The organism is Amycolatopsis dendrobii (genome assembly GCF_014145675.1).
GTDB lineage: Bacteria > Actinomycetota > Actinomycetes > Mycobacteriales > Pseudonocardiaceae > Amycolatopsis > Amycolatopsis dendrobii.
On sequence record NZ_JACGZW010000012.1, the window covers coordinates 306505 to 328923 of the forward strand.

Here is a 22419-nt window from a genome sequence, read left to right on the forward strand (position 1 = left end):
CGCGACACCGACGAAGGTAGGTTCACGTTTGCCGCAATCCCGCACCCGAACGGCGGAGCGACGGTGACGAGCGCAGCCCGGCAGCTGCCGCCGTGCTCGGCCGGCAGGCGTACCCGAGTGTCCACTTGGGACACTCGGGTAGGCTGTGCCGGCGCACGGCCGTCGAGAGGAATCGCGATGCCGACAGACGAGGACCAGCTCAGCACCTACGTCGCCATCCGGGAAGGTGCCGCAGACCGGCTGTCAGAGTTGCTGCGGGCGGATCCCGAACTGGCCACCTGCCCGCTGGGCGGCCCGGCCCGCGGGCGCACGCCGCTGCACGTCGTCAGCGACTGGCCGGGCTACTTCCCCAACGGGCCGCGCGTCGCCGAACTGTTGATCGCCTCGGGAGCCGACGTCGACGCGCGTCCGGACGGCGGGGAGTCTCCGCTGCACTGGACGGCCAGCAGCGACGACGCCGCCGTCGCCCGGGTGCTGATCGACGCGGGCGCGGACATCGAGGCGCCCGGCGGATCGATCGGCACGCCGCTCGACAACGCGATCGGCTACGCCTGCTGGAATGTCGCACGCCTGCTCGTGGAACGGGGCGCGCGGGTCGAGAAGCTCTGGCACGCGGCCGCGCTCGGCTTGCTCGACCGGATGGAAGAGCTGATTGCCGACAGCGCACCGGCGCAGGAGGCGCTCGATCAGGCGTTGTGGCACGCCTGCGCGGGCGGACAGCGACGAGCAGCCGAACGCCTGATCGGACTCGGCGCCGACGTGACGTTCACGCCCGAATACGGCCGCGGCACCCTGATCGACGCGGCAGCAAGCGACGGCACTCAACGCGCGAACCTGATCGAGTGGCTGACCGGACTGGGTTTGCGCGCCTCTGCCGACACCGTGGACTGACTCCCGGGCTAGCCGGACCGCCTGGCACTTGACCGAAAGAACGTTAAACGCGCAACTCGTCGTTCTTCAGTCGCCTCTTCACGAAGCCGCCGCGATGTGCACTGAGGACGGTCGCGTCGCGGCGTCGTATGCGGCGCGCGCGCCGGTCGCGCCCATGCCGCTGTCGCGCGCGGGCTCGTAAAGCCGCTCGGGGCCGCCGCCCTGCCATTGGTTGACCCAGGTGACACCGGCCGGGATGCGCGCGGCGGCGGCGATGTGGTCCGGGTCGTCGGTGTAGACCGTCGCCGCGAGGCCGTATTCCGACTGGGAAGCGCGTTCGAGTCCTTCCTCGAACGCGTCCACGACGACGACCGGGGCGACCGGGCCGAAGGTTTCCTCGGTCAGGACCAGCATCGAGTCGTCGACCTCGGTGAGCACGGTCGGCGGGTAGCAGAAACCCTTGCCAGCGGGGACAATCCCGCCGGCGCGGACCTTCGCACCCTTCCGCACCGCGTCCTCGACGTGCCGGACGACGATGTCCCGCTGCCGCTGGTCGACCAGCGGGCCGAGCACGACGCCCTCGTCGAGACCGTTGCCGACGGGGAAGCTTTCGGCCGCGGCGACGAGCGCCTCGACGAACGGTTCGGCGACGTCACGATGCACGTAGATCCGTTCCATGGACGTGCAAATCTGGCCGGTGTTGATGAACGCGCCGAACGCGACGGCTTGGGCGGTGGCGACCGGATCGACACCGGCGTCGACCACGACCGGGTCCTTGCCTCCCAGTTCCAGGACCGCGCGGTGCAGCCGCTCCCCCGCCGCCGCGCCGACGCGTTTGCCGGTGGCGACCGAACCGGTGAAGTGCACCAGCTGGATCTGCTCGTGCCCGGCAAGCGGGATCCCGGCGCGAGCGTCGCCGAGCACCAGGTTCACCACGCCCGGCGGCAGTTCGGCCAGTTCGAGCAGGCGCACCACCGAAAGCGGCCCGCGTTCGGACGGTTCCGCAGTGTCCGCATGGGATTCCTCGGTCAGTCGAGCCGGTCGGCCATCAGCTCGCCGGCCATGATCGCGGCGAGGTTGGTGTTGGCCCGGGGAACGGAGGGGAAGATCGACGCGTCGACCACGCGCAGGCGGTCGAAGCCGAGCACCCGGCAGTCGGGATCGACCACGGTGTCGCGGTGCCCGGGGTCGCCCATCCGGCACGTGCTGGTGGCGTGCTGCGAGTCGCCCGCGGTGGCGAGCAGGTGGTCGTCGAGCTCGCTGTCGTTGTCCAGCGCGGCGAACAGCTCCTTGTTCGCGCTCTCCAGCGAACCGCTGAGGATCGGCGCGGTTTCGTCGGCGCGGGCCAGTTCGGCCAGCGCCCGCACGCCGGCGCGCAGCCGCGGCAGGTCACGCTCGTCGGAGAGCATTCGCTGGCGCACCAACGGTTGCGCGTCCGGGTCGGCGGAGACGAGGCTGACCTCGCCGCGCGAAAAGTTCTGGTTGAGCCAGACCCCGTACGCGCCCGCACCGGCCCCGGTGTCCGCGAACGCCATGGCGAGCACGCTCTGGTTCATCGAGACGAACATCAGGTCGCCCTCGGGCGAGCCGGCAGCGCTGGTGAAGCGGACGCAGACGTTGGTGTGCCGGTCGTCCGGCGTCTTGATCGCCGCCGCCTCGGTCAGCGGGAGCTGGATCATCGCGATCGGATGGTCCTGCAGACCGCGGCCGGCCGGCAGGTCCGCGCGGACGTCGATGCCGAGCGACCGCAGCAGGCCCGCGGGTCCCACGCCGGAGCGCTGGAGGATCGCCGGCGTGTGGATGGCGCCCGCGCTCAGCACGACCGTGTCGGCGAGTTCCGTCGTGGCGGTCCCGCCGAGGACTGCGCGGACGCCGATCGCGCGGCTGCCGTCGAAGAGCACCCGGTCGACGAGCGCGTCCCCGCGGATGGTCAGGTTCGGCAGCGCCCGGGCAGGCTCGAGGTAGGCGTCGTTGACCGAAACGCGCCGCCCGGCACGGGAATTGATCGGATACGGCGAGACGCCGGTGGCCTCCGGGGCGTTCACGTCAGGCGCCCAGCCGTATCCCGCCGCGGTCGCCGAGCGGTGCAGCGCGGCGTCGACCGCACCCCAATTCTCTTGTGGTGTGCGATAAATCGGAGTCGGGCCGCCGCGGCCGTGGTAGGGCTCGTCGCCGAAGAGCTCGTCGTCCTCCAGCTTCGCGAAGTACGGCAACACCTCGCTCGGCCCCCAGCCGGGCAGCGCCCAGTCGGCGAAGTCCGCCATCGGCGGGCGGATCGCGATCTGGCCGTTGATCGACGAGCTGCCGCCCACGCCCCGGCCGCGCCAGTACAGCGCCGGCGGCTGCTTGTCCGTCCGAGTAGAGTCCAGGCCCTGCCACACCATGCGTTCGGCCGCCGTCGGGTGCAGCAGCGCGACGATCGGGTTGGGCGAGCGCCACGCCTCGGGCATCTCCGCGGAGCGGTAGTCCGGGCCGGCCTCCAGCAGCAGGACCCGCTTGCCGCGCTCCGCCGAGCGCACCGCCAGTGCCGCTCCCGAGGATCCGGCGCCGACCACGATGAGGTCCCAGCCGCTGTCCGCCATGTGCCTGCTCCTTCGCCGGTCTTCGTGGCGGCTAGGATGCTGCCCGGTGCTACGTTCAGTCAAGAGTGAACGTTCAGTTTTTCCTGAGCTACAGTGAGGTGCCGATGACCGTGCCCGCAGGCGACGACCGGCCCGTCGAGAACGCGCTCGTCGAGGACTTCGGCCTGCGCATCGGCCGGGCGATGGGCTGGCCGCCGATGGCAGGCCGCACGAGCGGCGTGCTGATGCTCAGCGAGAAACCCCTGACCCTCGGCGAACTCCAGGACGCGCTCGACGCGAGCAAGGGGTCGGTGTCCGAGATGACGCGGCTGCTCATGGTCAACGGCGTCGTCGAGCGGGCCAAGAACCCCGGGAGCCGCCAGTTCGTCTACCGCTGGCGCGACGACGCCTGGCTCGGCTGCCTGCAGCACCAGGTGACCGCGACCCGCGAACTGCTCGAACTGGCCGAGAACGCGCAGGAACGCGGGAAGCACCTGGCAGCCGGGCAACGCGGCCGGCTGCGGCAGATGCGCGACTACTACGTCTTCATGACCGAACAGCTCGAAGCGCTCCTGGCCGAGTACGCCCGTCGAACCGAGACCGGCGCCTGACCTGGTCAGCGCCCCTCCTGCCGCACCGCGTCGAAGCCCTGCGGCCGGATGTCCCGTTCCGGGGCGGCTCGCACCGTCCTGGGCTTAAGGTGTGACGGGTGGAGCCATTGACCGCGATCGCCACGATCGCCGCGAAGTACGGCGCTTCCCAGCTGATCCGGGCGCTCACCGGGAACGACGAGCTCAGCGGCCTGGCCTCGGAGCTGCTGGGCGAACTGGTGGCCAGCGAAGACCGCCTCAGCGAGCAGCTGGCCGGGATCGACCGCCAGCTGGAAGAGTTGCTGGACCAGCGGTACACGATCGCGTTGGGCGCCGGTCAGCGGGCATTGCGCGACGCGAGCACCGCACCCGAGCCGACGTCCCGGGCCGCCGAACTGGCCCGTGCCCGTGACTTGTTCCGCGAGGCCGCCGCTGCCGCTTCCGCCAAGTCCCCGCTGCAGATCGCGGTGGCCGAGCGGTATGTGGCGCTGTGCTCCCTCTCCGCGGGCCGACCCGACACCGTGCCCGCGGCGCTGGACACGGTGAACGAGGCGGCGTTCCGGGCGCTGACCGAGGCTCTTCCGCTCTTCGGACCCCGAGCCTATGAGAAGGCCCGGGAACAGGTCCCGCGGCTGGGCCTGCGGGGCAGGCGCGAGGAACGGATCGACACGCTGGGCAGCGATATCGTCGACGCGGTCGACGGCGTGGTGGACCTCGCCCTCAACCTCCTCGCCGAATCCGAGGCCCTGGCGCGCGGGCTCGGCCAGGACCTCGGGCCGGAAATCGACGTGGACCTGCTCCTGCCCGCGGGGTACGAAGACGACGACCGGCTGGCGAGCACCGCGCAGGTGGTCGTCCGGCCGACCGGACCCGGACCGCTGCGGTTCGGCCCGCTGACGGTCGCCTTCGGCGAGCCCACCCCGGTTCCCGGCGTGCGGTCGCCGGCCCCGCCCGATGCCGCGTCCGCCTTGGTCGCCGCCAAGCTCGCGCGGACCGGGCCGCCGGAGCGGCCGCCCGGGTTCGAAGTGGAAGTGCTTGTCCGGTCGGACTTTCCCGTGTCCCCGGCCCTGATCGTGTCGTTGCGGCCCGGGCTGGTCCTTGCGGACGAGGCGATGGCGGAGGTGATGCCCGGACAGCCCGCGTTCACCGGCGTCGCCAGCGGCATGCTCGCCGCGAGGATGCAGGAGATCCGGCTGCCCTTCTTCCGTCCGGACAGGTTCGTCAACGAGTGGACGGTGAACATCAACAACGTGCTGATCTTCCAGTCGTCCGATCGCCAGCTGCACGAGCTGGACAGCGGCGGGCGCTGATGGCGAGCAGGCTGCCCTTGGCCACCGCGAACAGCTGATCAGCCGCGGCGTTGCGCAGCGCCCAGATTCGTCGTGCCACGCTGGTGCGCTCGGTGAGCCGTCCGTCGGAAGCCAGGTGGAACAGCATCCCGGAATTGCTGGCCGCCAGGCAGCCGTCGGCTGTCGGGACGACCCGGCCGACGAGCCTCTCCCCGACATCGACCCGCCACTGCGGACGTCCCACGGCGGAGTCCACCACGGTGTAGCCGCCGCGGAGCTCGGGCAGCCACAGCAACCCTGCTGCTTGTTCCGGTGCCGCAGCCGCGAGGTCGGTCTCGGCCCGTGCGAACTCCCGGACTTGATCGGCCGACAGGACGATCTCAGCCAGTGCGCGTCGGCCGCAGCGAAGCAGGAAACGGCCGGGCCCGGCCTCTGCGACAACGGATCCGGCGTCGTTGTCCGCGAGCGGCTCCGGCAGCCGCCACGCGGACAGTTCCCGGCCGTCGTGCCGATCGATCAAGCGGACCCGGGTGTCTTGTGGCTGGCCGATCAGGAACCCGTTGCCAGCGGGCACGGGCAGCACGGTGCGGATTCGCCGCTCGGTCCCCCAGCGGAGCTGCCCCGTCGCGAGATCGAACGCACGGAGCGGCGTGTAGCCGCGCCAGCCGCCGACGAGCACGACGTTCGCCGAAACGACCAGATGTCCGGAGAAAGCGGGGATGTCCGCGGACCAGATCCGCCTGCCGGTCGCGAGGTCCAAACAGGACAGTCGAGGGTGGTCCTGCGGGATCGCCAGGCAACGATCACCGGCGATGACGACCGCACGCGGCCGCGTGCCGACGGGGACATCCCACCGTACCGAGCCGGCTGCTGGGTCGAGGCTCACGAGCCTGGTGCTGCGCTCGTGGACGATGACCTCGCCGCTTGTCACCGCGAGGCCCGAGGCAACGCCGCGTTGGTGCAGCGGTCGTTCCCATCCGATTTCGATCACAGCGTCAGACCATCACGATCACGTGGCGGCCGGCAACCGCATTCGTCGCGCCGCGGACCAGGTTTCCGTGGCAGCCAGCCGTCTCGGGTGGAGCATGAACCCTTCTGGAGAGTGGTTGCACCCGTCGGTCGCGTTGCGCTGCGCCGACGGGCTTGAATCCGGCTTCGTCGAACCCTGGTCGGCGAAAGCGCTGATGAAGTAACCGAAGTTGCCGTCGTCCAGCGGACCAGCGGTGTCTGCCAGTGCGTCGAAGTAGTCCAAAACCGCGCGAACCTGTCTCACCGAGATCGGATAGCCCTCCGGCATGGACAAATCGTCCATGCCGAGCACGGTCTCCAGGGTGTGATGGCTGGCCCCGGAGGGAAGGTCCACGGACCAGGCCAAGAGTTCGTCCGACTGGCGGAATGCCTCGATCTGCCTCCGACAGCTTGCTCGCTCATGCTCCGGCTCCAGTGGTGGTGTTTCCCCGGGACCGCCTCCCAGAGCGTTCAACGGCCCGGCGAATGCCCCCACCGCGAGCCAGGCCACCCTCCACGGTGTCGGCCGCAGACGAAGACGCCCTGGGACCGGGTTCGCAGGACGCTTCGCCACAGCGACAAGAGATGCCCGCCGCCCAGCGCCGCGGTGCACGGAATCGTCATCGGTGCCTCCCCTGCCCCGCTCCAGGGCAGCGCGGACGCGGAATCCCTCAGATCTCCGCGTCCGTGATCGCCTTCGCTCCAATCTCAGCGCACCTGAACGCCATGACGGCGGATCGATTCCGGCCGGGCAGCCGCCGCTGACACCGCGAGCCGCGCCATTCTGCCGTTCTCATCTCCTGCGAGGCGACCACTCACGACCAGAACCCCCGTCTCGACGCTTGACGCGCTCGACCGGAGTATTCCGGCGGAGTGCGCAGACGCACTCCGCGCATGGTCGTCGATTGTTTCCGGAACTGCACCCCTCGCCGCCAAGGCACGACGTACTGGAATGCCGCTTTGCCGCGAAGCGAAAACCGACCATAATCGAGACAGCGTTCTCGTTCGACAGTTCACTTCACAACGCCATCCCTAATCCGTGATAGCTCCAAGAAAGGAAGCTAAAGCGATGCGCAACATTTTCCGGGTCGCAGCACCGGCCATGCTCGGAGCCATGGGACTCGTCGCGGCGCTCGGCGCCGCGATTCCCGCGTCCGCCGCACAGGAAAGCTCCGCCCCGGGCGCGGAAATCGCCGCCTACAACTGCTCCGCCGGGTATTTCTGCATGTACAGCGGCTGGAACGGCGGCGGAGCACGCTGCCAGTACCGGGACAACACGCCGAACACAGCCGACCGCTGCTCGTTCATCCGGCAGGGCAAGAACGTGCTCTCGGTCTGGAACGGCAACGGCAAGAAGGCGACCTACTACACCGGAACCAACTACCACCATCGGGTCGGCAGCACCAAACCCGGGCACGGCGGCAATCTTCAGGGTTCCTATCAAATACGTTCGATAAAGTTCTGAGATCACCCGAACGAGCCGGTTGGTTGCGAGTCGGACTCCGGCCGACCGGCCCGTTCCGGAATTCGTGAAAAATGCATTTTCTCGCTTCGCAAAGGCTGCGAATTCCGGGACCTGGCTACGGTTGCGCAGCATTCGGCTAGCCGGACCCGAGCCGGGCGAAGGGTCACCGGGCAGCAGTAGTCAGCTCACCCCGCGAAGCGACCTTCAGCTTCCGCAGCACGCTGGCAACGTGTTGCTCCACCGTGCGGCGCGAAAGGAACAGCACCTCGGCGATCTCCCGGTTCGTATGACCATCCGCCAGCAAACGCGCGACGTCCTGCTCTCGAGGGGACAGCTCGTTGCCATAACCGCGTCTGCCGCGCCGGGACGGGGCTACTGCGCCGGTCGCACGGTGCGTGTGGCGGCAGCGGGCGGCGGCCCGGGTCGCGCCTAGATCCGCGAATTCCTCTGCCAGCGCTGGGAAAGCATCCGCGGCACCCGGTTCGCCCATCGCTAGTTTGCTTCGCGCTTGCTGTTCTCTGGCCAAAGCAGCGGGATACGGGGCGGGCAGGCGGTCGTAGCCGTCGGCTGCTTCGTGGAAGAATTTCGCTGCGCAAGAGTGGTCGTGGCGGTGCAGGGAAAGGACGCCTTGGCAAAAGAGCAGCGAGACGGCTGCCAGCGGGGCATCGAGGTCGCGGATCTTCTGGGCGGCCTCGCCGATCAGTGCGGCGGCGGCTCCGGTGCGGCCGATGCGGCAGCAGGACTCGACGGCGACCGGCAGCAGTTCGCCGGACCAGGACCAGGCTCCCTTGGCGCGCAACAAGTCCAGTCCGAGGCCGGCGCGGGCTGCGGCTGCTTCGTCGTCGGAGTGCGACAGCAGCATGCTCGCGATTCCGGCGTGTGCGGCGAGCACTACCGGGGTCACCGCGTTTTCCGGTTCGTCGGGGCCGACCGCGGCGAAATGGGCGGTGGCTCGGTCCCATTCTCCCCTGGCGGTCGCCAGCAGGCCCAGCACCAGGGAGAGTTCGCCGCTCATCGGAAGCAGTTGCCGGTATTCGGCCAGCAGCGAGCGGGCCTTGTCGTCGAGGCCGGCCCATTTGCCGGTGAGCCAGTCCGCGTGGACGCCGGTGGAGCGTGCGATGCCGATCAGGTAGGGCGCGGCGCAGTTCGAGGCGAGTTCGATCGCGCTGCGCACCAGGCTGCCCGCGCGTCGGTGGTGGCCGATCCACGCGCACGCGTCGGCGACGTTGGCGTGCAGCCGGGCCAGTTGGCGTTGCTGTTCGGGCGACGAGACCGCGGTCGGGACGGAATCCATCGCTGCCAAGGCGCCGGGGTCGCCGAGCTGGAGCCGGGACGGGAGGCAGCTTGCCAGGAGGGTCAGGACGAGGGTGCGGTCGGTCGTGTTCGCGATGACCTCGTCCGCCCGGTCCAGCCAGCGCAGGTGCTCGGCGACCGGGGTGGCGCCGAACCACGGCTGGCCCAGCACCGCGACGCCGCGGCCGGCTAGATCGGGGCGGTGGCCGAGGTCGTGCACGGCGAGTTCGATCTGGGTGCGCGCCGCTTCGATGCTGCCGGCCTGGCGGATCAGCAGCAGGCCGCGGCTGAGGCGGATCTGGCCGCGGTGTGTGCGGGACAGCCGGTCGTCGGACAGCAGGCGTTCCAGTGCGCCTGCTACCTCGTGTTGGGCGGTGCCGTAATTGGCCAGTTCGCTCAGTTTCACGGCCATTCGGTCTACATCGGACGAATCGAGGCCCGGTTCCGAGAGCAGGGTGCACAGCAGGTCTGTCGCGGTGGAGAGGTCGCCGGCCGAGGTCGCGGCGGCTGCGGCGGCCTCGCCGTAGCGTCGCGCGTCGGCTGGCGCGCCTGCCTTTCGGCTGTGCTGAGCCAGCTGGGCGTACTGCACCGGGATCTCGTCGCGGAGCAGGGAAAGGGCGCGTCTGTGCAGTTCTTGCCTGTGTGGGCCTGGGATGGCGTCGTACACCGCTTGTCGCGCAAGGGTGTGCCGGAAGCCGTAGTGGAAGTCCGCCAGTTCGACCAGTGCCTGGCGTTCAAGGGCGAGCACGAGAGCTTGTCTCGCCCGCGGTGGCGGCAGCCCGGCCAACGCGCCGAGGAGGCGCGCGGACGCGGGCACGCCGAGCACTGCGGCGGTCTCCGTGATCCGTCTCGCGGGCACCGGAAGAGCGGAAAGCTGTTCGAGCGCGGCTTCGCGGAGGCGCGCGGGCACGGCGACGCTGTCGAGGACGCGGCGCGCGGTCATGCGGTCGGCGTTCGCGGCCGACTGCGGGTCCAGCGTGCGCACGGTTTCCTCGATGACGAACGGGATGCCGGCGGTGCGTTCACGCAGCTCCGCGGTGAACTCGGCGGACACACTGGCGCCGAGCAGGTCGCTGGCGAGCAACCCGGTCTGTTCGGTGTCGAGGGGTCGCAGTTCCAGGACCAGGTTCGTCGCGGCGGGCGCGGGACGGAAGGCGCTGCCGAGCGGGAGGCCGCCCGGTGCCTCCGCTCCGCGGCAGGTGAGCAGCAGGCTGGTCTTCCGAGGCGGCTCGGCCAGGAGAAACCGCAGCAGCCGGCGCGATCCGTCGTCACACCAGTGCAGGTCTTCGACGACCAGCAGCACCGGTCCGAGGGCGTCGAGCACTTCGCGGACCGCACGGAAGAGCCGATGCTGGTCGGCTCGGCGGTCGCCCAGCGAGGGAGGTGCAGCGGGCAGGTATGCGCCGAGTTCGGGCAGGTACGGGCGGAGTGCGCCGGTGACTCCGTTGAGCGGGCGCGCGTCGGGCAGGTAGCGGCCGGCGTCGCGCAGGGCTTCGAGCACCGCGCCGTACGGGAACGGCTCGCGCATCGCCTGCCCGCACCCGGTGAGGACCCGGCGTCCGGTCAGCTCGTCGTGCCGGAGCAATTCCGTGACCAGCCGGGTCTTTCCGACGCCTGCCTCGCCCTCGACCAGCACGATCGACGGCGGCCGGAGGCCGGCCGCGACCAGCGAGCGCAGTTCCTCGGCCCGGCCGACGAGCACGGTGGCGTCCGCCGCGGCGTCGTCGCGCACCATGGCCTCCCGATTCCGGAAAAAGCGGCACAGCACCCAAATCGTCCTGTCGTGTGAACGGAGTTTAGGTCGCGGCGGGTGCTCACGGAACCCGCACGGCCGGTTACCGGACTTTCGTAGGACGGGCGGCGGCAGGCCAATAGTTACGTAGTCCTACGGACCGCAGCCTCGCTTGTTCGGAGCGGGCGGGCAGCCGAAGAGTGGTGGCGCTGTGGCTCTCCGTCACAGGAAATCGAGACGTTTCGGGGTGAGTTCCAGATGCGCGGAAAGGCAACGACGGCCTTGGCGCTCGCCGTGTTCGGCGCGGCGGCGCTGGGCACGGCGGGCGCGGCACAGGCGGCCGAGGGTACCGTGGCAGCGGCCAAACAGCACTACGGCGACCAGTACATCGTGGTGCTCAAGGACGCTTACGGCGGGCAGTCCTCGGCGGCTTCGCTCACGCAGCGTTACGGCGGTGAGGTCCGCTCGACCTATTCGGTCGCGCTCCGCGGGTTCTCCGTGCGCGGGATGACCGACCAGCAGGCGCGCCGGCTCGCCGCCGATCCGGCCGTGCGCACCGTCTACGAGGACGGCACGGCCAGGATCGCGGGCAGCCAGCAGAACCCGACCTGGGGACTCGACCGGATCGACCAGAAAAACCTGCCGCTCGACCACGCGTACGCCTACCCCAACGCAGGCGAGGGCGTCACCGCTTACGACCTCGACACCGGGATCAAGCCGGACAACCCGGAGTACGAGGGGCGCGCGAGCGTCGGCAAGGACTTCGTCGGCGGCGACGGCATCGACTGCAACGGGCACGGTTCGCACACCGCGGGCACGATCGGCAGCAAGACCTACGGCGTGGCGAAGAAGGTGAAGATCGTCGCGCTCAAGGTGCTCGGCAACGACTGTTCCGGCAACGGCCCGGACTCCGCGGCGGTGGACGCGATGGAGTGGGTCACCGCGAACGCGGCCAAGCCCGCCGTGGCGAACATGAGCCTGACCATGGACCAGGTCGGGGTCGGCGACGACGCGATCAAGAAGTCCATCGCCTCCGGCGTCGTCTACTCCGTCGCCGCCGGGAACTCCTCGACCGACGCGTGCAACACCAGCCCGGCGCGCGTGCCGGAGGCGATCACGGTGAACGCCTCCGACGAGAACGACAACCGGGCGTCGTTCTCGAACTACGGCTCCTGCACTGACATTTTCGCGCCGGGCAACAACATCACGTCCCTCGGGCTGTCGAGCGGCAGCACGGCGAACATGAGCGGGACGTCGATGGCCACGCCGCACGTCACCGGCGCGGCGGCGCTCTACCTCGCCGCCAACCCGGGCGCCACCGCGCAGCAGACGCAGGACGCCCTGGTGTCCGGCGCGGTCGACGGCATGGTCAAGAACGCGGGCAGCGGTTCGCCGAACAAACTGCTGAACGTCTCGTTCATCGGCGGCACCGGGCCCGCCCCGAAGTGCGGCGTCAAGTCGAACACCGCCCCGGTGGCCATTCCGGACGCCGGTGCCGCGGTGACCAGTTCGGTGACCCAGGACAGCTGCGACGGCAAGGCGGCGGCGACGCTTCCGGTGAAGGTCGACATCGCCCACACCTACACCGCGGACCTCGCGGTGGACCTCGTCGGCCCGAGCGGAAAGGTGTACTCGCTGCGCAAATCCGGCGGAATCGGCGAGGCGACCGGCGTGCACGCCACCTACACCGTGGACGCCTCCGCGGAAACGGCGAACGGCACGTGGAAGCTGAGCGTCAAGGACGTCAACCGGTTCGACACCGGTTCGATCGAAGGATTCTCGATCACCTTCTGACCGGAAAACGGTGCGCCGCGGTCCTGCTGGCCGCGGCGCACCGTGCGGTCACCGGACCGTGAGGGTGTAAGTGGCGTTGCCGGTCTTGCCGTTCGCGTCGGTGGCGGTAACGGTGATCGGGTACGTGCCCGCCTGGAACGGGGCGAGCACCTGCATCGTCGAACTGCCGCCGGAGGAGACGGTCTGCGGGGTGAAGAACGGGGCGATCGGCAGCCCCGAACCGGACGCGGACAGTTTGAGCGAGCCCGTCCCGCCGGTCGCCGACACGGTCACGTTGCTGAACGAACCCGCTCCGGCCGAGCCGCTTCCGGGCGTCACGGTGACCTTGACGTCACCGGTCGGGGCGCCCTTGCCGACGGTCAGCGTGAGCTTCGCGGTGGCGGTGTCCGTGGCGCCCTTGCCGGAAATCGTTACGGGGTAAGAACCTTCGGGAGTGCTGGCCGCGGTTTCGATGGTCAGCTTGGCAGCGTCGCCCGAAGTGATGCTGGCGGGCTGGAAGGTGGCTTTCGCGCCGCTGGGGAGCCCGGACGCGGTGAGATCGACCTTCTCGGCGCCGTTCTTTCCTGCTTGGCTGGTGACTGTGGTCGAGATGTACTTGCCCGGATCGACCTGGACCGAACCGGGGCTGACGCCGAGGGAGAAGCTGTCGTTGCCGACGTTCCCGATCTGCTCGGCGACCCAGTCCCCCATGTCGTTGTCGAGCCTGCCGTAGACGCTGTACCACTTGAAGTCGCTGCGGCTCCACGACGCGACGCCGGCCACCTTGCCGTCCACGATCAGCGGGCCGCCGCTGTCGCCGGGCAGGATCGTCGGGTCGCCGTTGGAGTAGCCGGCGCAGATCATCGTGGCGTCCTGGAAACCGGCTCCGACGCCCTGGCAGTTCGAGCCCTCGCGGATCGGCAGGGTGGCTTTGTCGACGGTGACGTCCCGCGAGTCGTCGTTGAAGTCCTTCTTGCCGTACCCCACGCCGACGCCGTTCTTGCCGGGTTTGCTGAGTTCGGTGTCGGCGGAGGTGGCCACCTTGGCGTACTGGCCGTTCGGCACCGGGATGTCCGCGTCCGTCGTGACGATCGCGACGTCGTAGCCCTGGTCGAAGTTCACGTATTTGGGGTGGGTCTCGTAGCTGACGACGCCGAGCCGGGTGCCGCCGCTCGCGTTCAGGTCGTCGAGGCCGTACAGGAACGTCTTCTTCCCCTCGGCGGCCTTGCAGTGCGCCGCGATGAGGATCTTGCGCGGCGCGACGACCGAGCCGGTGCAGGTCTGGCCCTGCGGACGCGTGCCGCCCTCGCGCAGGCCCGCGATGATGAACGGGAACTCCGCGACCGAGCTGTCCTGCCCGTGGTAGAACTGCGGCCGCATGGCGGGCGGGATGTGCGTGTCGCCGGTCGGGGCCACCGCGGTGGCGTCCGGGGCCGCTGCCTGTGCTGTTCCGTGGAGGAGCGGGGCGGAGAGGACGGCCAGCCCGGCGGCCAGCAAGCCCAGCGTCCGGTGGGGTCTGTTCACGGAGGTTTCCTTTCCTGGGACGGGAAAGTCACCTTCCGACGGCCGGGCAGGCGGTAGCAATCCGGGAACCGGACCGTATGGGTACGGATCTATCTCGGCGCGGTGCGGTGATCGGCAGCGCGACGCCGGGCAGCCGACCCCCCGGAATATTCCTGGCGGACCCTAAATCCCGCTCAACCGAGCCTAAGCAATCCTCAAGTTTTCGGCCGTCGGCTCCCGGGCGGCATAGAGTAACGGGATCGGACCATGAGGGAGAACAATCGGCAGAGGGGGAAATCATGCTGGAAGCATTCGTCATTCTGGGCGGGGTCGTCATCGTTCTGCTCGCGGCGGGGCTGATCGCGGCCGCCAAGATGTCGGCCGCAAGGGGCAGCCGACCGCCGCCCGCCGGGGCAAGCGGGGCGCGGTCCGGCCGGGAGGCGCCCAGCGTGGGTACGTGTTCTTCAGCCAGCCGTGGAGCTGACGGCTGCGCGCGTCAGTCCCTCCCGGCGTGGACGAGCTTTTCGGCCAGCAGCCGGGGATTGGTGAAGACCGCCTCGTGACTGCCGGGCAGTCGCACCAGCCGGTGGAGGCCGAGCCGTCCGGACATCCGCGGGTGCCAGCCCCAATCGCCGGGCGGGAGCGCGGTGTCGTCGGTGCCGTTCAGGTAGCTCTTGGGGATCTCCAGCCCGGCGAATCTCGGCAGCTCAAGGCGGTCGAGGAAAGGCTGGTACGGCGTCGGCGACAGGTGCTGGTAGGCGGCCGTCGCGGTGTCGAGGTCGGCGTCCTGGATGAACGCCTCCCGCCAGATCGGGAACGGCAACGTCACGGTGTTGTCGCCCGACTCGCGGGCCAGGCGGGCGAACAATTCGCGGTAGCGCGGCGGGAGATCTTCCTCGACGCGGGTGCCCGGCAGCGGCACGAACGCGTTCCAGAAGACCAGGCGGCGCAGTCGTTCCGGGATCTCTTCGGCGACTCGCGCGATCACGGTTCCGCCGAAGCTGTGGCCGACCAGCACGACGTCCGCGAGTTCATTGTCCACAATGAACCGTTGGACGGACCGGACGCAGTCGTCGTGGCTGACTGCTTTGTCCGCGCCCTTGCCGTGACCGGCGACAGTGGGGTTATAGGCGACGTGACCGAGTTCTTTCAGCCGGGGAACGACTGCGTCCCAGGCAGAACCATCGTGCCAGGAGCCGTGCACGAGAACGAATGTGGTCATGATGGGGCCTTCGTTTGTCGGTGGCGGCAGAGGACCGCAAGAAGCTGTACGAAATGCGTCGCGTTAATGCTCTCGGAAATTCGTTTTCGCCGCGGCGAGATCAAATCGTTGCGGTTCGCAGGCTAGCGCGCTGGCGCGGGACCGGTCCCCAGGCCGAGCAGCGCATCCGTCGCCTCGTCCGGTAATCGATGGGAGGCGTCGTCCGGTTCCGGTAGGTTGTCGGATATCTCGGTGCACCGGGAACGACGACCCCCAAAGAGCGGGTCCGGTACGAGGGGAATCAGATGCACAAGGGTGTTGTCCTGTCCGCCTGCCGCACAGCCGCGGCGCTCGCCGCTGTCGGCGGGTTGGCGGCGTGTTCGTCGCAGCCGGCCGCGGCTCCGTCGGAAACCACCGCAGCGCGCGCCGAGGTCTTCGGCGCGGCCGGCTATCGCGGCATCGCTCCGGGGATGGCCAAGGAAGCGGCGCTCGCCACCGGGAAGCTCGCGAACGCGCCGGTGTCGATGCTGGACGGCTGCACGGTCCTGAGCTGGCAGGGCGGTCCCGCGCCGGACCAGGCCAGACTCGCGGCCGAGGCCGAGGCACAGCGGAAGGCCGACGATCTCTACGCCAAGTCCGACGCGGCGGACCACGACGCGAAGCAGAACACGGGCCGATCCGCCGCGGAGTTGGCCAAAGCGGCCGCCAAGGACGCGGAGGCGGCCCAGCTGGCGGCCGACTCCGCGCAGGCGAGCGTCGCGCTGGCGGGCAAGCGGGAAGAGCGCGACAAGGCGTTCGCCGCGGCCGGTGGCGCCTCGTTCGGCAAGAACGGCTTGCACGAACTGGGCGCGCCGCCCGACGCCAAGACCGCGGAGGGCATCGGCGTCGGATCGTCGCTGGCGGATCTGCACAAGGCGTACGACGCGCGCGGCCTGAAGCTCGGCGAGGCCGGGCGGTTCGAGCTGCCCATCGCGGAGAAGCCGGGCTGGCGATTCGAGTTCACCCCTGCCGCCAACGGCACTGTCGGCGGCGTGGCGATCTCCGACGGCGTCCTGAAATGCCGCTGACGTCTCGCGCGACCTGAGTCCCCAGTGGACGGATGAAGGCCTCCTTGCCGTTGCGAGCAAGGAGGCTTTCGTTTTCGCGGCAGGGGCCTTCGCGACCGCACTTCGCGCTTCGCTAAAACGCCTGAACAATTCATGCTAATCAGAGTAATATCCGGGTATGAGATTTTTCAGCAGGATCGGAACGGTTGCCGCGGCGGCCACGGTTCTCACCGGAATGACAGCCCTGCAGATGACCCTTGTCGGCATAGGCAACATCACGGACTTCGCGACAAATCAGGAATTCGTCCGGCACGTACTCGCAATGGACACTACATTTCAGTCGCCGAACATGATGTGGCGCGCCATCACCAGCCCCGGCCTGGCTGACGCCGCCTATATTGCCATCATCGCATGGGAACTGCTCACCGCATTGGCGCTCGTCGCCGGGTTCGCCGCATGGATGCGGGCTCACCTGGCCGGTCGACCGCCGACAACGGCGAAACAGCTGTCCAACGTCGGCTGGGTGATGCAGTTGACGCTTTTCGGGGTCGGTTTCATCGCGATCGGCGGAGAATGGTTTCAAATGTGGCAATCGAGCAAGTGGAACGGGCTTCAGCCCGCCGTGCACAACCTCATTATCGCCTCGTTCGGCCTCGTGGTCACCCATCTCGCCGCGAAAGGTTCACTGCGCGCGGCGGACGTACCGGATGACAGTTCCAGTTGACGAACGCGAGACTCAGGAAACGACCTCCGACATTCCGCCGCCGTCGATCGCGGAGGCAGCCAATGCGCGCATGCGGCGGAGCAGCCGGGACGTCACCGGCCGGACCAGCGGGTGGACACCGCCGTTCGACTCGGCCGCTTGCCGCCACGTCTCCAGGCGAGCCTGCCGGACACCAGGGTCGGCCAGTTCGGCGCATTCGAGAGTGTCGGTGTTCAGGTCGACGGTGATCGTGTCGCCGTCTTCGACGAGGGCGATGGGGCCGCCGAGCGCGGCTTCCGGGCCGACGTGCCCGATGACCAATCCGACGGATCCGCCGGAGAACCGCGCGTCGGTCATCAAGGCGATGGAGATGCCTTTCCGACGGCACAGCGCGGTGATGCGGGAGGTCGGGTCGAGCATTTCGGGCATGCCCGGCGCGCCCCGCGGGCCCTCGTAGCGGATCACGACCATGTCCCGGTCCGCGAACTCGTCCGGCGTCTCGACGAGCGCCCGCAGCAGGGACTGCTCGCTGTCGAACACGCGCGCCCGTCCCTCGAACCGGCCGTCGACGACGCCGGTTTCGACCCCGGCCAGCTTGATGACCGCGCCGCCGTCGGGGGCGAGGTTGCCCGACAGCAGCCGCAGGCCGCCGGTGGGCTTGAACGGCTCCGCGACGGGGAAGATCACCCGGCCGTCCGGGGCGGGCGGGGCGAGCCGTTCGACCTGTTCGCTGAGCGTCTCGCCGGTGCAGGTCAGCGCGGAGCCGTCGAGCAGGTCGTGCCGGAGCAGTTCCGCCACCACGGCCTGGAGGCCGCCGGCGTCGTCGATGTCCACCATGCTGTACTGCCCGAACGGACGGGCGTCGACGAGCACCGGGACGTTCCGGGAGAGGCGGTTGAACTCCTCCTGCGTCATGACGTCGGACCAGAAGTCGAGGCCGGCCGCGCGGGCGATCTCCGGTGCGTGCAGGACCACGTTCGTCGAGCCGCCCAGCGCGATCGCCACGACCGCGGCGTTGCGGAAGGCAGCCGGGGCGGCGAGCCGGCGCGGCGTTATTCCGCGCTGCGTCATGATTTCCAGGCAGTCCACGATCTGCTCCGGGAATTCCTCGGTCCGGCGCGGATCCTCGGACGCGGGCGACACCATGTGCAGCGGCTCCAGCCCCAGCACGGCGATGAAGGACTGCATCGTGTTGTAGGTGAAGATCCCGCCGCAGCTGCCGTGCCCGGGACACGCGTTGCGCGCCCACCGCTCGCGTTTGGCCGCGTCCGGGTCCCCGGCGACCTGGAAGCAGCTGACCAGGTCGATCCGCTCCCCGGTTTCGGGGTCCGTGCCCGGCCGGATCGACCCGTCGGAAAGCACCACTGCGGGCACGTCGCGCTCCAGGATCGCCGCGGTGGCCCCGACCGGGGGCTTGTCGCACGCCACCACGGCGACGGCTCCCCGGATCTCGCTGCCCTCGAAATGCAGCGACAGCCCGTCGTTCGTCGTCTCGCGGCCGATCAGCGAATACCGCATCTGCGGCGTGCCGTTGCGCTGGCCGTCCGAGATCCCGCCCGAATAGTTCGGGGCCAGCAGCCGGACGGGCAGGTCGCGCTCGCGGATCCGGCGCCCCAGTGCATCGTGGATCGCCTCGACCTTGTCCGCGACGCCGATGTAGCAGACGCTGTCGCCCAGGGTGCCCACGACGCCCCAGGCGTCCCCGTGGATCTTGTCCACGTCCTGGCCCAGCGACCGGGCCGTGGCCACCGCCTGGCAGTCCTGGCCCGGACGCCACACATCCCGGCGGCTCGACTCGTCCATCAGCGCTCCCGTCGTCGACACGATCGGCCCCCATCGTCGCAGATCCGGCCGGGCGCGCAGCTCGGGCGGGGCGACGGGCACGCGGACGGCCAGCGGAACGGAATGGACGGCTTCGACCGCAAGGGCCGGTCGGACGTCGCGGCAGGCAGCTGGTCAGCCCGCGTCCGAGCGGGCCTGTCCCGCACGGAGAGAAGTCAGTTCGTCGAGGCAGTACTCCGCGCGGCGGGCGGAGCCGTAGCGGGTCAGTTTGCCCCGGCGGGCCCACTGCCGGACGGTCGCCTCGGGCACTCCGACGGCGAGCGCGGCTTCCTTGGTGGGGACGGTGCGGCGCCGGCGGTCGTCGCGGGTGCGGACGTCCAGCCAGTCCGCCGGGGGCAGGTCGTGCCCGGCCTCGCAGGCGACCGTGGCGGTGGCGGGCCGCAGGTGCACCGGGGCGCGGCAGCCGCCGACCGGGCAGCTCCCGACCGGGACGGCGGGGCGCGGGTCGTCCAGGGCCGCGGTCGCGGAGGAGACGAGGTCGGAGAGCTCGTCGAGGAAGTCCGCGCCGCCTGGATGCCCGGCCAGCCAGTCCCGGTGCGCGGCGAGAAACCGGACCAGCTCCGGCACGTTCCGCCGAGGCGCCGGGACGTGCCGTTCGGCGGCCACCAGTCCCGCCCAGGAGGCGAGCACCCCGAGAATCCGGGAGCGGGCGTCGAAGGCGGCCTCCCGGAACGGAAGGCCGGTCCCCCGCCGGCCGGGATGCTCGCGCACCGCCCCGCCGGTCCGCCCGGGCTGCAGGGCGGCCTCGCAGCGGGAGTAGAGCAGGGGAAGCGCGGTCAGTCCTGCGCTGACCGGGTCGGTCCGATCGGACGGGCGGTTCGGCTCAGCAGGACGGGCCGGAGCAGCCGGGCGGGCCGAGACTGCTGAGCGACCCCCGCCGGACCGGCGGATCCGGTCGTCCGGGCGGCTTCCGGAAGCCGAGCGGACCCTGCTGGCGTCACGGGTCGGCTCGGCCGGGCGGCCCGCGTCAGCGGGACCACGCGGCTCTCCCGCGCAGCGAGCCGTGCCCAGCAGCCGGGACTCGTCGGGCATGGTCAGGCCCGTTCGGGGTCCGGGCTGTCTTCCACCATCTCCAGGACAGCCGAGGTGATGGTGTAGCCGGTCCCGCCGCCGAGGAGGAGGATGCGGTCGCCTTTGCGGGCCCGGCCGGTGCTGATCAGGTGGTGCAGGCCGGCGAACTGGTCGCCGGTGCCGAGGTGGCCGGTGGTGCGGCCGAACTCCCAGTTGGTGCGGTCCAGCGGGATGCCGAGGAACCGGTCGGCGATGTCGGCGGCGCGGGCGGCGGTGGTCACCACCGGGATCGCGAACGCCAAGTCCGCCGCGGTGACGCCTGCCTCGTCGAGGACGCGATGCAGGGACGCGCCGAACAGCTTGGCCATCCGGCCGTAGTGCTCCAGCATCGGCAAGTCCTTGGCGTGGAACTGTTTGCGCATCGCGTCGAAGTCGACCGGCGGTTGCTGCGCGCCGGCGAATCCGCCGCCGCGGGCTTCGCCTTCGAGGGAGTTGTCGGCCATCGTCGAGAGCGACAGGATCCGGGCGAATCCGCCGGAACCGCTCAGCAGCAGGGCGCTTCCGCCGTCGGCGAGCACTGACTGGTCGCCGTACCAGCGGCGGACCCACGGGCTGTCGAAACGGTCGCCGGTGGTCACCAGCACCGCGTCGTCCGGGCCGGTCACGAAGCGGCGGCCCAGTTCGAGCGCGCCCATCGCGCCGTTGCATTCCTGGACCACGTCGAACGACGGGACGTCCCGGCCGACGGTGTGCAGGGCGACATACGGCGCGGCCTGCCAGTAGTGCGCGCCTTGGTAGTCGACGTAGGAGTGGAACACCGCGCGGACCGTGCCGAAGTCGCGGCCGGCTGCCATGGCCAGCGCGCCCCGTCCGGCGATCGCGGCCATTTCCGCCGGGTACCGCTCGGTTTCGACGCACGCGGAGAGCACGCCGTCCGTCTGTGCCGACTCGGCGTCGTACCGGTTCGCCGCGACGGCCTCCTCGGCCGTTTCGCGGTCCGGCAGGCAGGTGCCGACGCCCGCGACGTACAGGGGGCACGAAATCACCGGGTCGCTCCCTTCCCCGGCGCAGGGCCGGACCCCGCGCCACGCTTGGACGAACCGACCGTACGGCGCGGTGATTGGGGCGGCGTTGAGCCAGTGTGGACGCTCCGGCCGCGGTGGCTGTGCGCCGACCGGACCGGCTGGTAGGAGGGAGCACGGGGCCGGATTTCCGGGCCCGTCCGCAGTTCCCACTGCCGTGGGCGACCGGGAGGTTCCGTGTACGAATTGCCGTTTCCGCCGAGCGAGGACCTGTCCAGGCTGGCCCCGCGGTACTACCGCCTGCTCGAGGAAGAGCCGCTGACGAAGGTCCGCACGCCCGCCGGGGACGAGGCCTGGCTCGTGTGCGGATACGACCTCGTGCGGGACCTCGCCTCCAGCACGGTGCTGCGGCGCGGCCACCGGACGCCCGAATCGGCCGCGCGGATCAACGATTCGGTGGTGCAGGGCGGTCCGACCGAGGAGTTCGACGGCGAACTGGAGCGGCACCGCCGCATGCGCAAGCTGCTCACGCCCGCGTTTTCCGCGAAGCGGATGCTGGCCCTTCAGGAAAGCGTCGAGGAACGGGTCGACGCGCTGCTGGACGAACTCCCCGGGCCGCCCGCCGACCTGCACGCCGGGCTGTCCCAGCGGCTGCCCGCGATGGTCATCTGCACGCTGGTCGGGGCGCCGCACGAGGATTACGAGCTGTTCCGGTCGTGGACGTCGCGGCTGTCGGGCACCGGCGATCCGGAAGCGGGCCGCGCGGCGCAGATCGAGTTCGGCGTCTACATGGCCGAACTGCTGGAGCGGAAGAAGCGCGAGCCGAGCGAGGACGTCTTCTCCGACCTGGCCGCGGCCGGCGGGGTGGAGCTGCCGGAAGCGGCCCGGCTCGCGGCCGCGCTGCTGTTCGCCGGGTACGAGACCACGATGAGCCGGATCGACCTCGGCACCGTGCTGTTCGCCCGCAACCCCGCGCAGTGGGCGAAGCTGACCGCCGATCCCGGGCTGGTCGCCGGAGCGGTGGAAGAGGTCCTGCGGATGGTCGTGACGAACATCCAGGACACCGGGGGCTCGGTGCGGTACGCGGCCGAGGACCTGACGGCGGGCGGCGCGACCATCGCCTCCGGCGACGCGGTGCTGCTCGCCTACCACGCGGCGAACCGGGATCCGCGGGTGTTCGAGCGGCCGGACGAATTCGACATCGCCCGCTCGCCCAATCCGCACCTCGGCTTCGGGCACGGGATGCGCTACTGCGTGGGCAACACGCTCGCCCGGATCGAGCTGCGGGCCGTGTTCGGCGCGCTGGCGAAACGGTTTCCCGGACTGCACCTCGCCGAGGACGGGGACGCGCCGCGGCGCCGCGCCGACTCGGTCACCGGCGGGGTGACCGAACTCGCCGTCGGCTGGTGAGCCGGGCCGGCCGACCCGAGGATTCCACCCTCCTTTGCACCCCCGGGTGGATGCCCGCCCGGGGGTGCGCTGCCTACCGTGGTGCCCATCCCGAGGAACG

At 70.2% G+C, this 22419-nt stretch carries 18 protein-coding genes; 8 read left to right on the top strand and 10 right to left on the bottom strand.

Annotated features, from left to right (window positions below; translation table 11 throughout):
- The first annotated feature begins 177 nt into the window (after nucleotides 1–177).
- A complete protein-coding gene (locus H4281_RS33930; RefSeq protein WP_182894925.1) occupies nucleotides 178–891 on the top strand; it encodes an ankyrin repeat domain-containing protein in 714 nt (237 codons plus the stop codon).
- Nucleotides 892–969: 78 nt separating this feature from the next.
- On the opposite strand, the gene H4281_RS33935 is transcribed toward H4281_RS33930, so the two are convergent.
- Complete coding sequence (locus H4281_RS33935; RefSeq protein ID WP_182894968.1) at nucleotides 970–1902, bottom strand: aldehyde dehydrogenase family protein; 933 nt, start codon at nucleotides 1900–1902, stop codon at nucleotides 970–972.
- On the bottom strand, nucleotides 1899–3452 hold the full coding sequence (locus H4281_RS33940; RefSeq protein WP_182894926.1) for a GMC family oxidoreductase: 1554 nt from the start codon (nucleotides 3450–3452) through the stop codon (nucleotides 1899–1901). The genes H4281_RS33935 and H4281_RS33940 overlap by 4 nt, the downstream gene beginning before the upstream one ends.
- Nucleotides 3453–3556: 104 nt before the next feature.
- Here H4281_RS33940 and H4281_RS33945 point away from each other — a divergent pair, with 104 nt between their 5' ends.
- Complete coding sequence (locus H4281_RS33945; RefSeq protein ID WP_182894927.1) at nucleotides 3557–4042, top strand: GbsR/MarR family transcriptional regulator; 486 nt, start codon at nucleotides 3557–3559, stop codon at nucleotides 4040–4042.
- A gap of 98 nt (nucleotides 4043–4140) precedes the next feature.
- Nucleotides 4141–5331, top strand: coding sequence for a hypothetical protein (locus tag H4281_RS33950; RefSeq protein WP_182894928.1), 1191 nt, complete (start codon nucleotides 4141–4143; stop codon nucleotides 5329–5331).
- Here H4281_RS33950 and H4281_RS33955 read toward each other — a convergent pair.
- Complete coding sequence (locus tag H4281_RS33955) at nucleotides 5264–6301, bottom strand: outer membrane protein assembly factor BamB family protein (protein WP_182894929.1); 1038 nt, start codon at nucleotides 6299–6301, stop codon at nucleotides 5264–5266. The two genes, H4281_RS33950 and H4281_RS33955, sit on opposite strands and share 68 nt — an antisense overlap.
- 18 nt (nucleotides 6302–6319) lie before the next feature.
- Nucleotides 6320–6829: a hypothetical protein gene (locus H4281_RS33960; RefSeq protein ID WP_182894930.1), complete on the bottom strand. Its 510-nt coding sequence runs from the start codon at nucleotides 6827–6829 to the stop codon at nucleotides 6320–6322.
- A 558-nt stretch (nucleotides 6830–7387) separates the two neighbouring features.
- Between H4281_RS33960 and H4281_RS33965 the strand changes: the two genes are divergently transcribed.
- A complete protein-coding gene (locus H4281_RS33965; protein ID WP_182894931.1) occupies nucleotides 7388–7783 on the top strand; it encodes a peptidase inhibitor family I36 protein in 396 nt (131 codons plus the stop codon).
- Between the two features lie 163 nt (nucleotides 7784–7946).
- Here H4281_RS33965 and H4281_RS33970 read toward each other — a convergent pair whose 3' ends face one another.
- Nucleotides 7947–10811 carry an ATP-binding protein gene (locus H4281_RS33970; RefSeq protein ID WP_220508215.1) on the bottom strand — a complete coding sequence of 955 codons (2865 nt, stop codon included), beginning with the start codon at nucleotides 10809–10811 and terminating at the stop codon, nucleotides 7947–7949.
- Between the two features lie 255 nt (nucleotides 10812–11066).
- Here H4281_RS33970 and H4281_RS33975 point away from each other — a divergent pair, with 255 nt between their 5' ends.
- Nucleotides 11067–12602, top strand: a complete 1536-nt coding sequence (locus H4281_RS33975; RefSeq protein WP_182894932.1) for a S8 family peptidase — start codon at nucleotides 11067–11069, stop codon at nucleotides 12600–12602.
- 48 nt (nucleotides 12603–12650) lie between these two features.
- Here the strand turns inward: H4281_RS33975 and H4281_RS33980 are convergent, their stop codons facing one another.
- On the bottom strand, nucleotides 12651–14105 hold the full coding sequence (locus H4281_RS33980; RefSeq protein WP_376771987.1) for a trypsin-like serine protease: 1455 nt from the start codon (nucleotides 14103–14105) through the stop codon (nucleotides 12651–12653).
- A 475-nt stretch (nucleotides 14106–14580) separates the two neighbouring features.
- Complete coding sequence (locus H4281_RS33985) at nucleotides 14581–15306, bottom strand: alpha/beta fold hydrolase (protein WP_182894933.1); 726 nt, start codon at nucleotides 15304–15306, stop codon at nucleotides 14581–14583.
- A 284-nt stretch (nucleotides 15307–15590) separates the two neighbouring features.
- On the opposite strand from H4281_RS33985, the gene H4281_RS33990 reads away from it, so the two are divergent.
- Together H4281_RS33990 and H4281_RS33995 are read left to right on the top strand one after the other, a co-directional pair.
- Entirely contained in the window at nucleotides 15591–16352 is a 762-nt protein-coding gene (locus H4281_RS33990; protein WP_237599387.1) for a hypothetical protein, read from the top strand.
- A gap of 157 nt (nucleotides 16353–16509) precedes the next feature.
- Nucleotides 16510–17055, top strand: coding sequence for a DUF2165 domain-containing protein (locus tag H4281_RS33995; protein ID WP_182894934.1), 546 nt, complete (start codon nucleotides 16510–16512; stop codon nucleotides 17053–17055).
- Between the two features lie 12 nt (nucleotides 17056–17067).
- On the opposite strand, the gene H4281_RS34000 is transcribed toward H4281_RS33995, so the two are convergent.
- The 3 genes from H4281_RS34000 to H4281_RS46655 form a co-directional block, all read right to left on the bottom strand.
- The gene (locus tag H4281_RS34000) at nucleotides 17068–18858 is read right to left on the bottom strand and encodes a dihydroxy-acid dehydratase domain-containing protein (protein WP_237599385.1); all 1791 of its coding nucleotides are present in this window, start codon (nucleotides 18856–18858) and stop codon (nucleotides 17068–17070) included.
- A 132-nt stretch (nucleotides 18859–18990) separates the two neighbouring features.
- Entirely contained in the window at nucleotides 18991–19908 is a 918-nt protein-coding gene (locus H4281_RS45870) for a helix-turn-helix domain-containing protein (RefSeq protein WP_237599384.1), read from the bottom strand.
- 2 nt (nucleotides 19909–19910) lie between these two features.
- Nucleotides 19911–20933: a ketoacyl-ACP synthase III family protein gene (locus H4281_RS46655; protein WP_182894935.1), complete on the bottom strand. Its 1023-nt coding sequence runs from the start codon at nucleotides 20931–20933 to the stop codon at nucleotides 19911–19913.
- Between the two features lie 213 nt (nucleotides 20934–21146).
- Here H4281_RS46655 and H4281_RS34015 point away from each other — a divergent pair, with 213 nt between their 5' ends.
- Nucleotides 21147–22319 (top strand): cytochrome P450, encoded by a 1173-nt coding sequence (locus tag H4281_RS34015; RefSeq protein WP_182894936.1) that lies wholly within the window; start codon nucleotides 21147–21149, stop codon nucleotides 22317–22319.
- Nucleotides 22320–22419: the final 100 nt, after the last annotated feature.

Excerpts from the sequence above, each read along its gene's own strand:
- H4281_RS33930 (WP_182894925.1), top strand. The coding sequence starts at position 178 with ATGCCGACAGACGAGGACCAGCTCAGCACCTACGTCGCCATCCGGGAA.
- H4281_RS33940 (WP_182894926.1), bottom strand. The coding sequence starts at position 3,452 with ATGGCGGACAGCGGCTGGGACCTCATCGTGGTCGGCGCCGGATCCTCG.
- H4281_RS33945 (WP_182894927.1), top strand. The coding sequence starts at position 3,557 with ATGACCGTGCCCGCAGGCGACGACCGGCCCGTCGAGAACGCGCTCGTC.
- H4281_RS33965 (WP_182894931.1), top strand. The coding sequence starts at position 7,388 with ATGCGCAACATTTTCCGGGTCGCAGCACCGGCCATGCTCGGAGCCATG.
- H4281_RS33970 (WP_220508215.1), bottom strand. The coding sequence starts at position 10,811 with ATGGTGCGCGACGACGCCGCGGCGGACGCCACCGTGCTCGTCGGCCGG.
- H4281_RS33975 (WP_182894932.1), top strand. The coding sequence starts at position 11,067 with ATGCGCGGAAAGGCAACGACGGCCTTGGCGCTCGCCGTGTTCGGCGCG.
- H4281_RS33985 (WP_182894933.1), bottom strand. The coding sequence starts at position 15,306 with ATGACCACATTCGTTCTCGTGCACGGCTCCTGGCACGATGGTTCTGCC.
- H4281_RS33990 (WP_237599387.1), top strand. The coding sequence starts at position 15,591 with ATGCACAAGGGTGTTGTCCTGTCCGCCTGCCGCACAGCCGCGGCGCTC.
- H4281_RS33995 (WP_182894934.1), top strand. The coding sequence starts at position 16,510 with ATGAGATTTTTCAGCAGGATCGGAACGGTTGCCGCGGCGGCCACGGTT.
- H4281_RS45870 (WP_237599384.1), bottom strand. The coding sequence starts at position 19,908 with ATGCCCGACGAGTCCCGGCTGCTGGGCACGGCTCGCTGCGCGGGAGAG.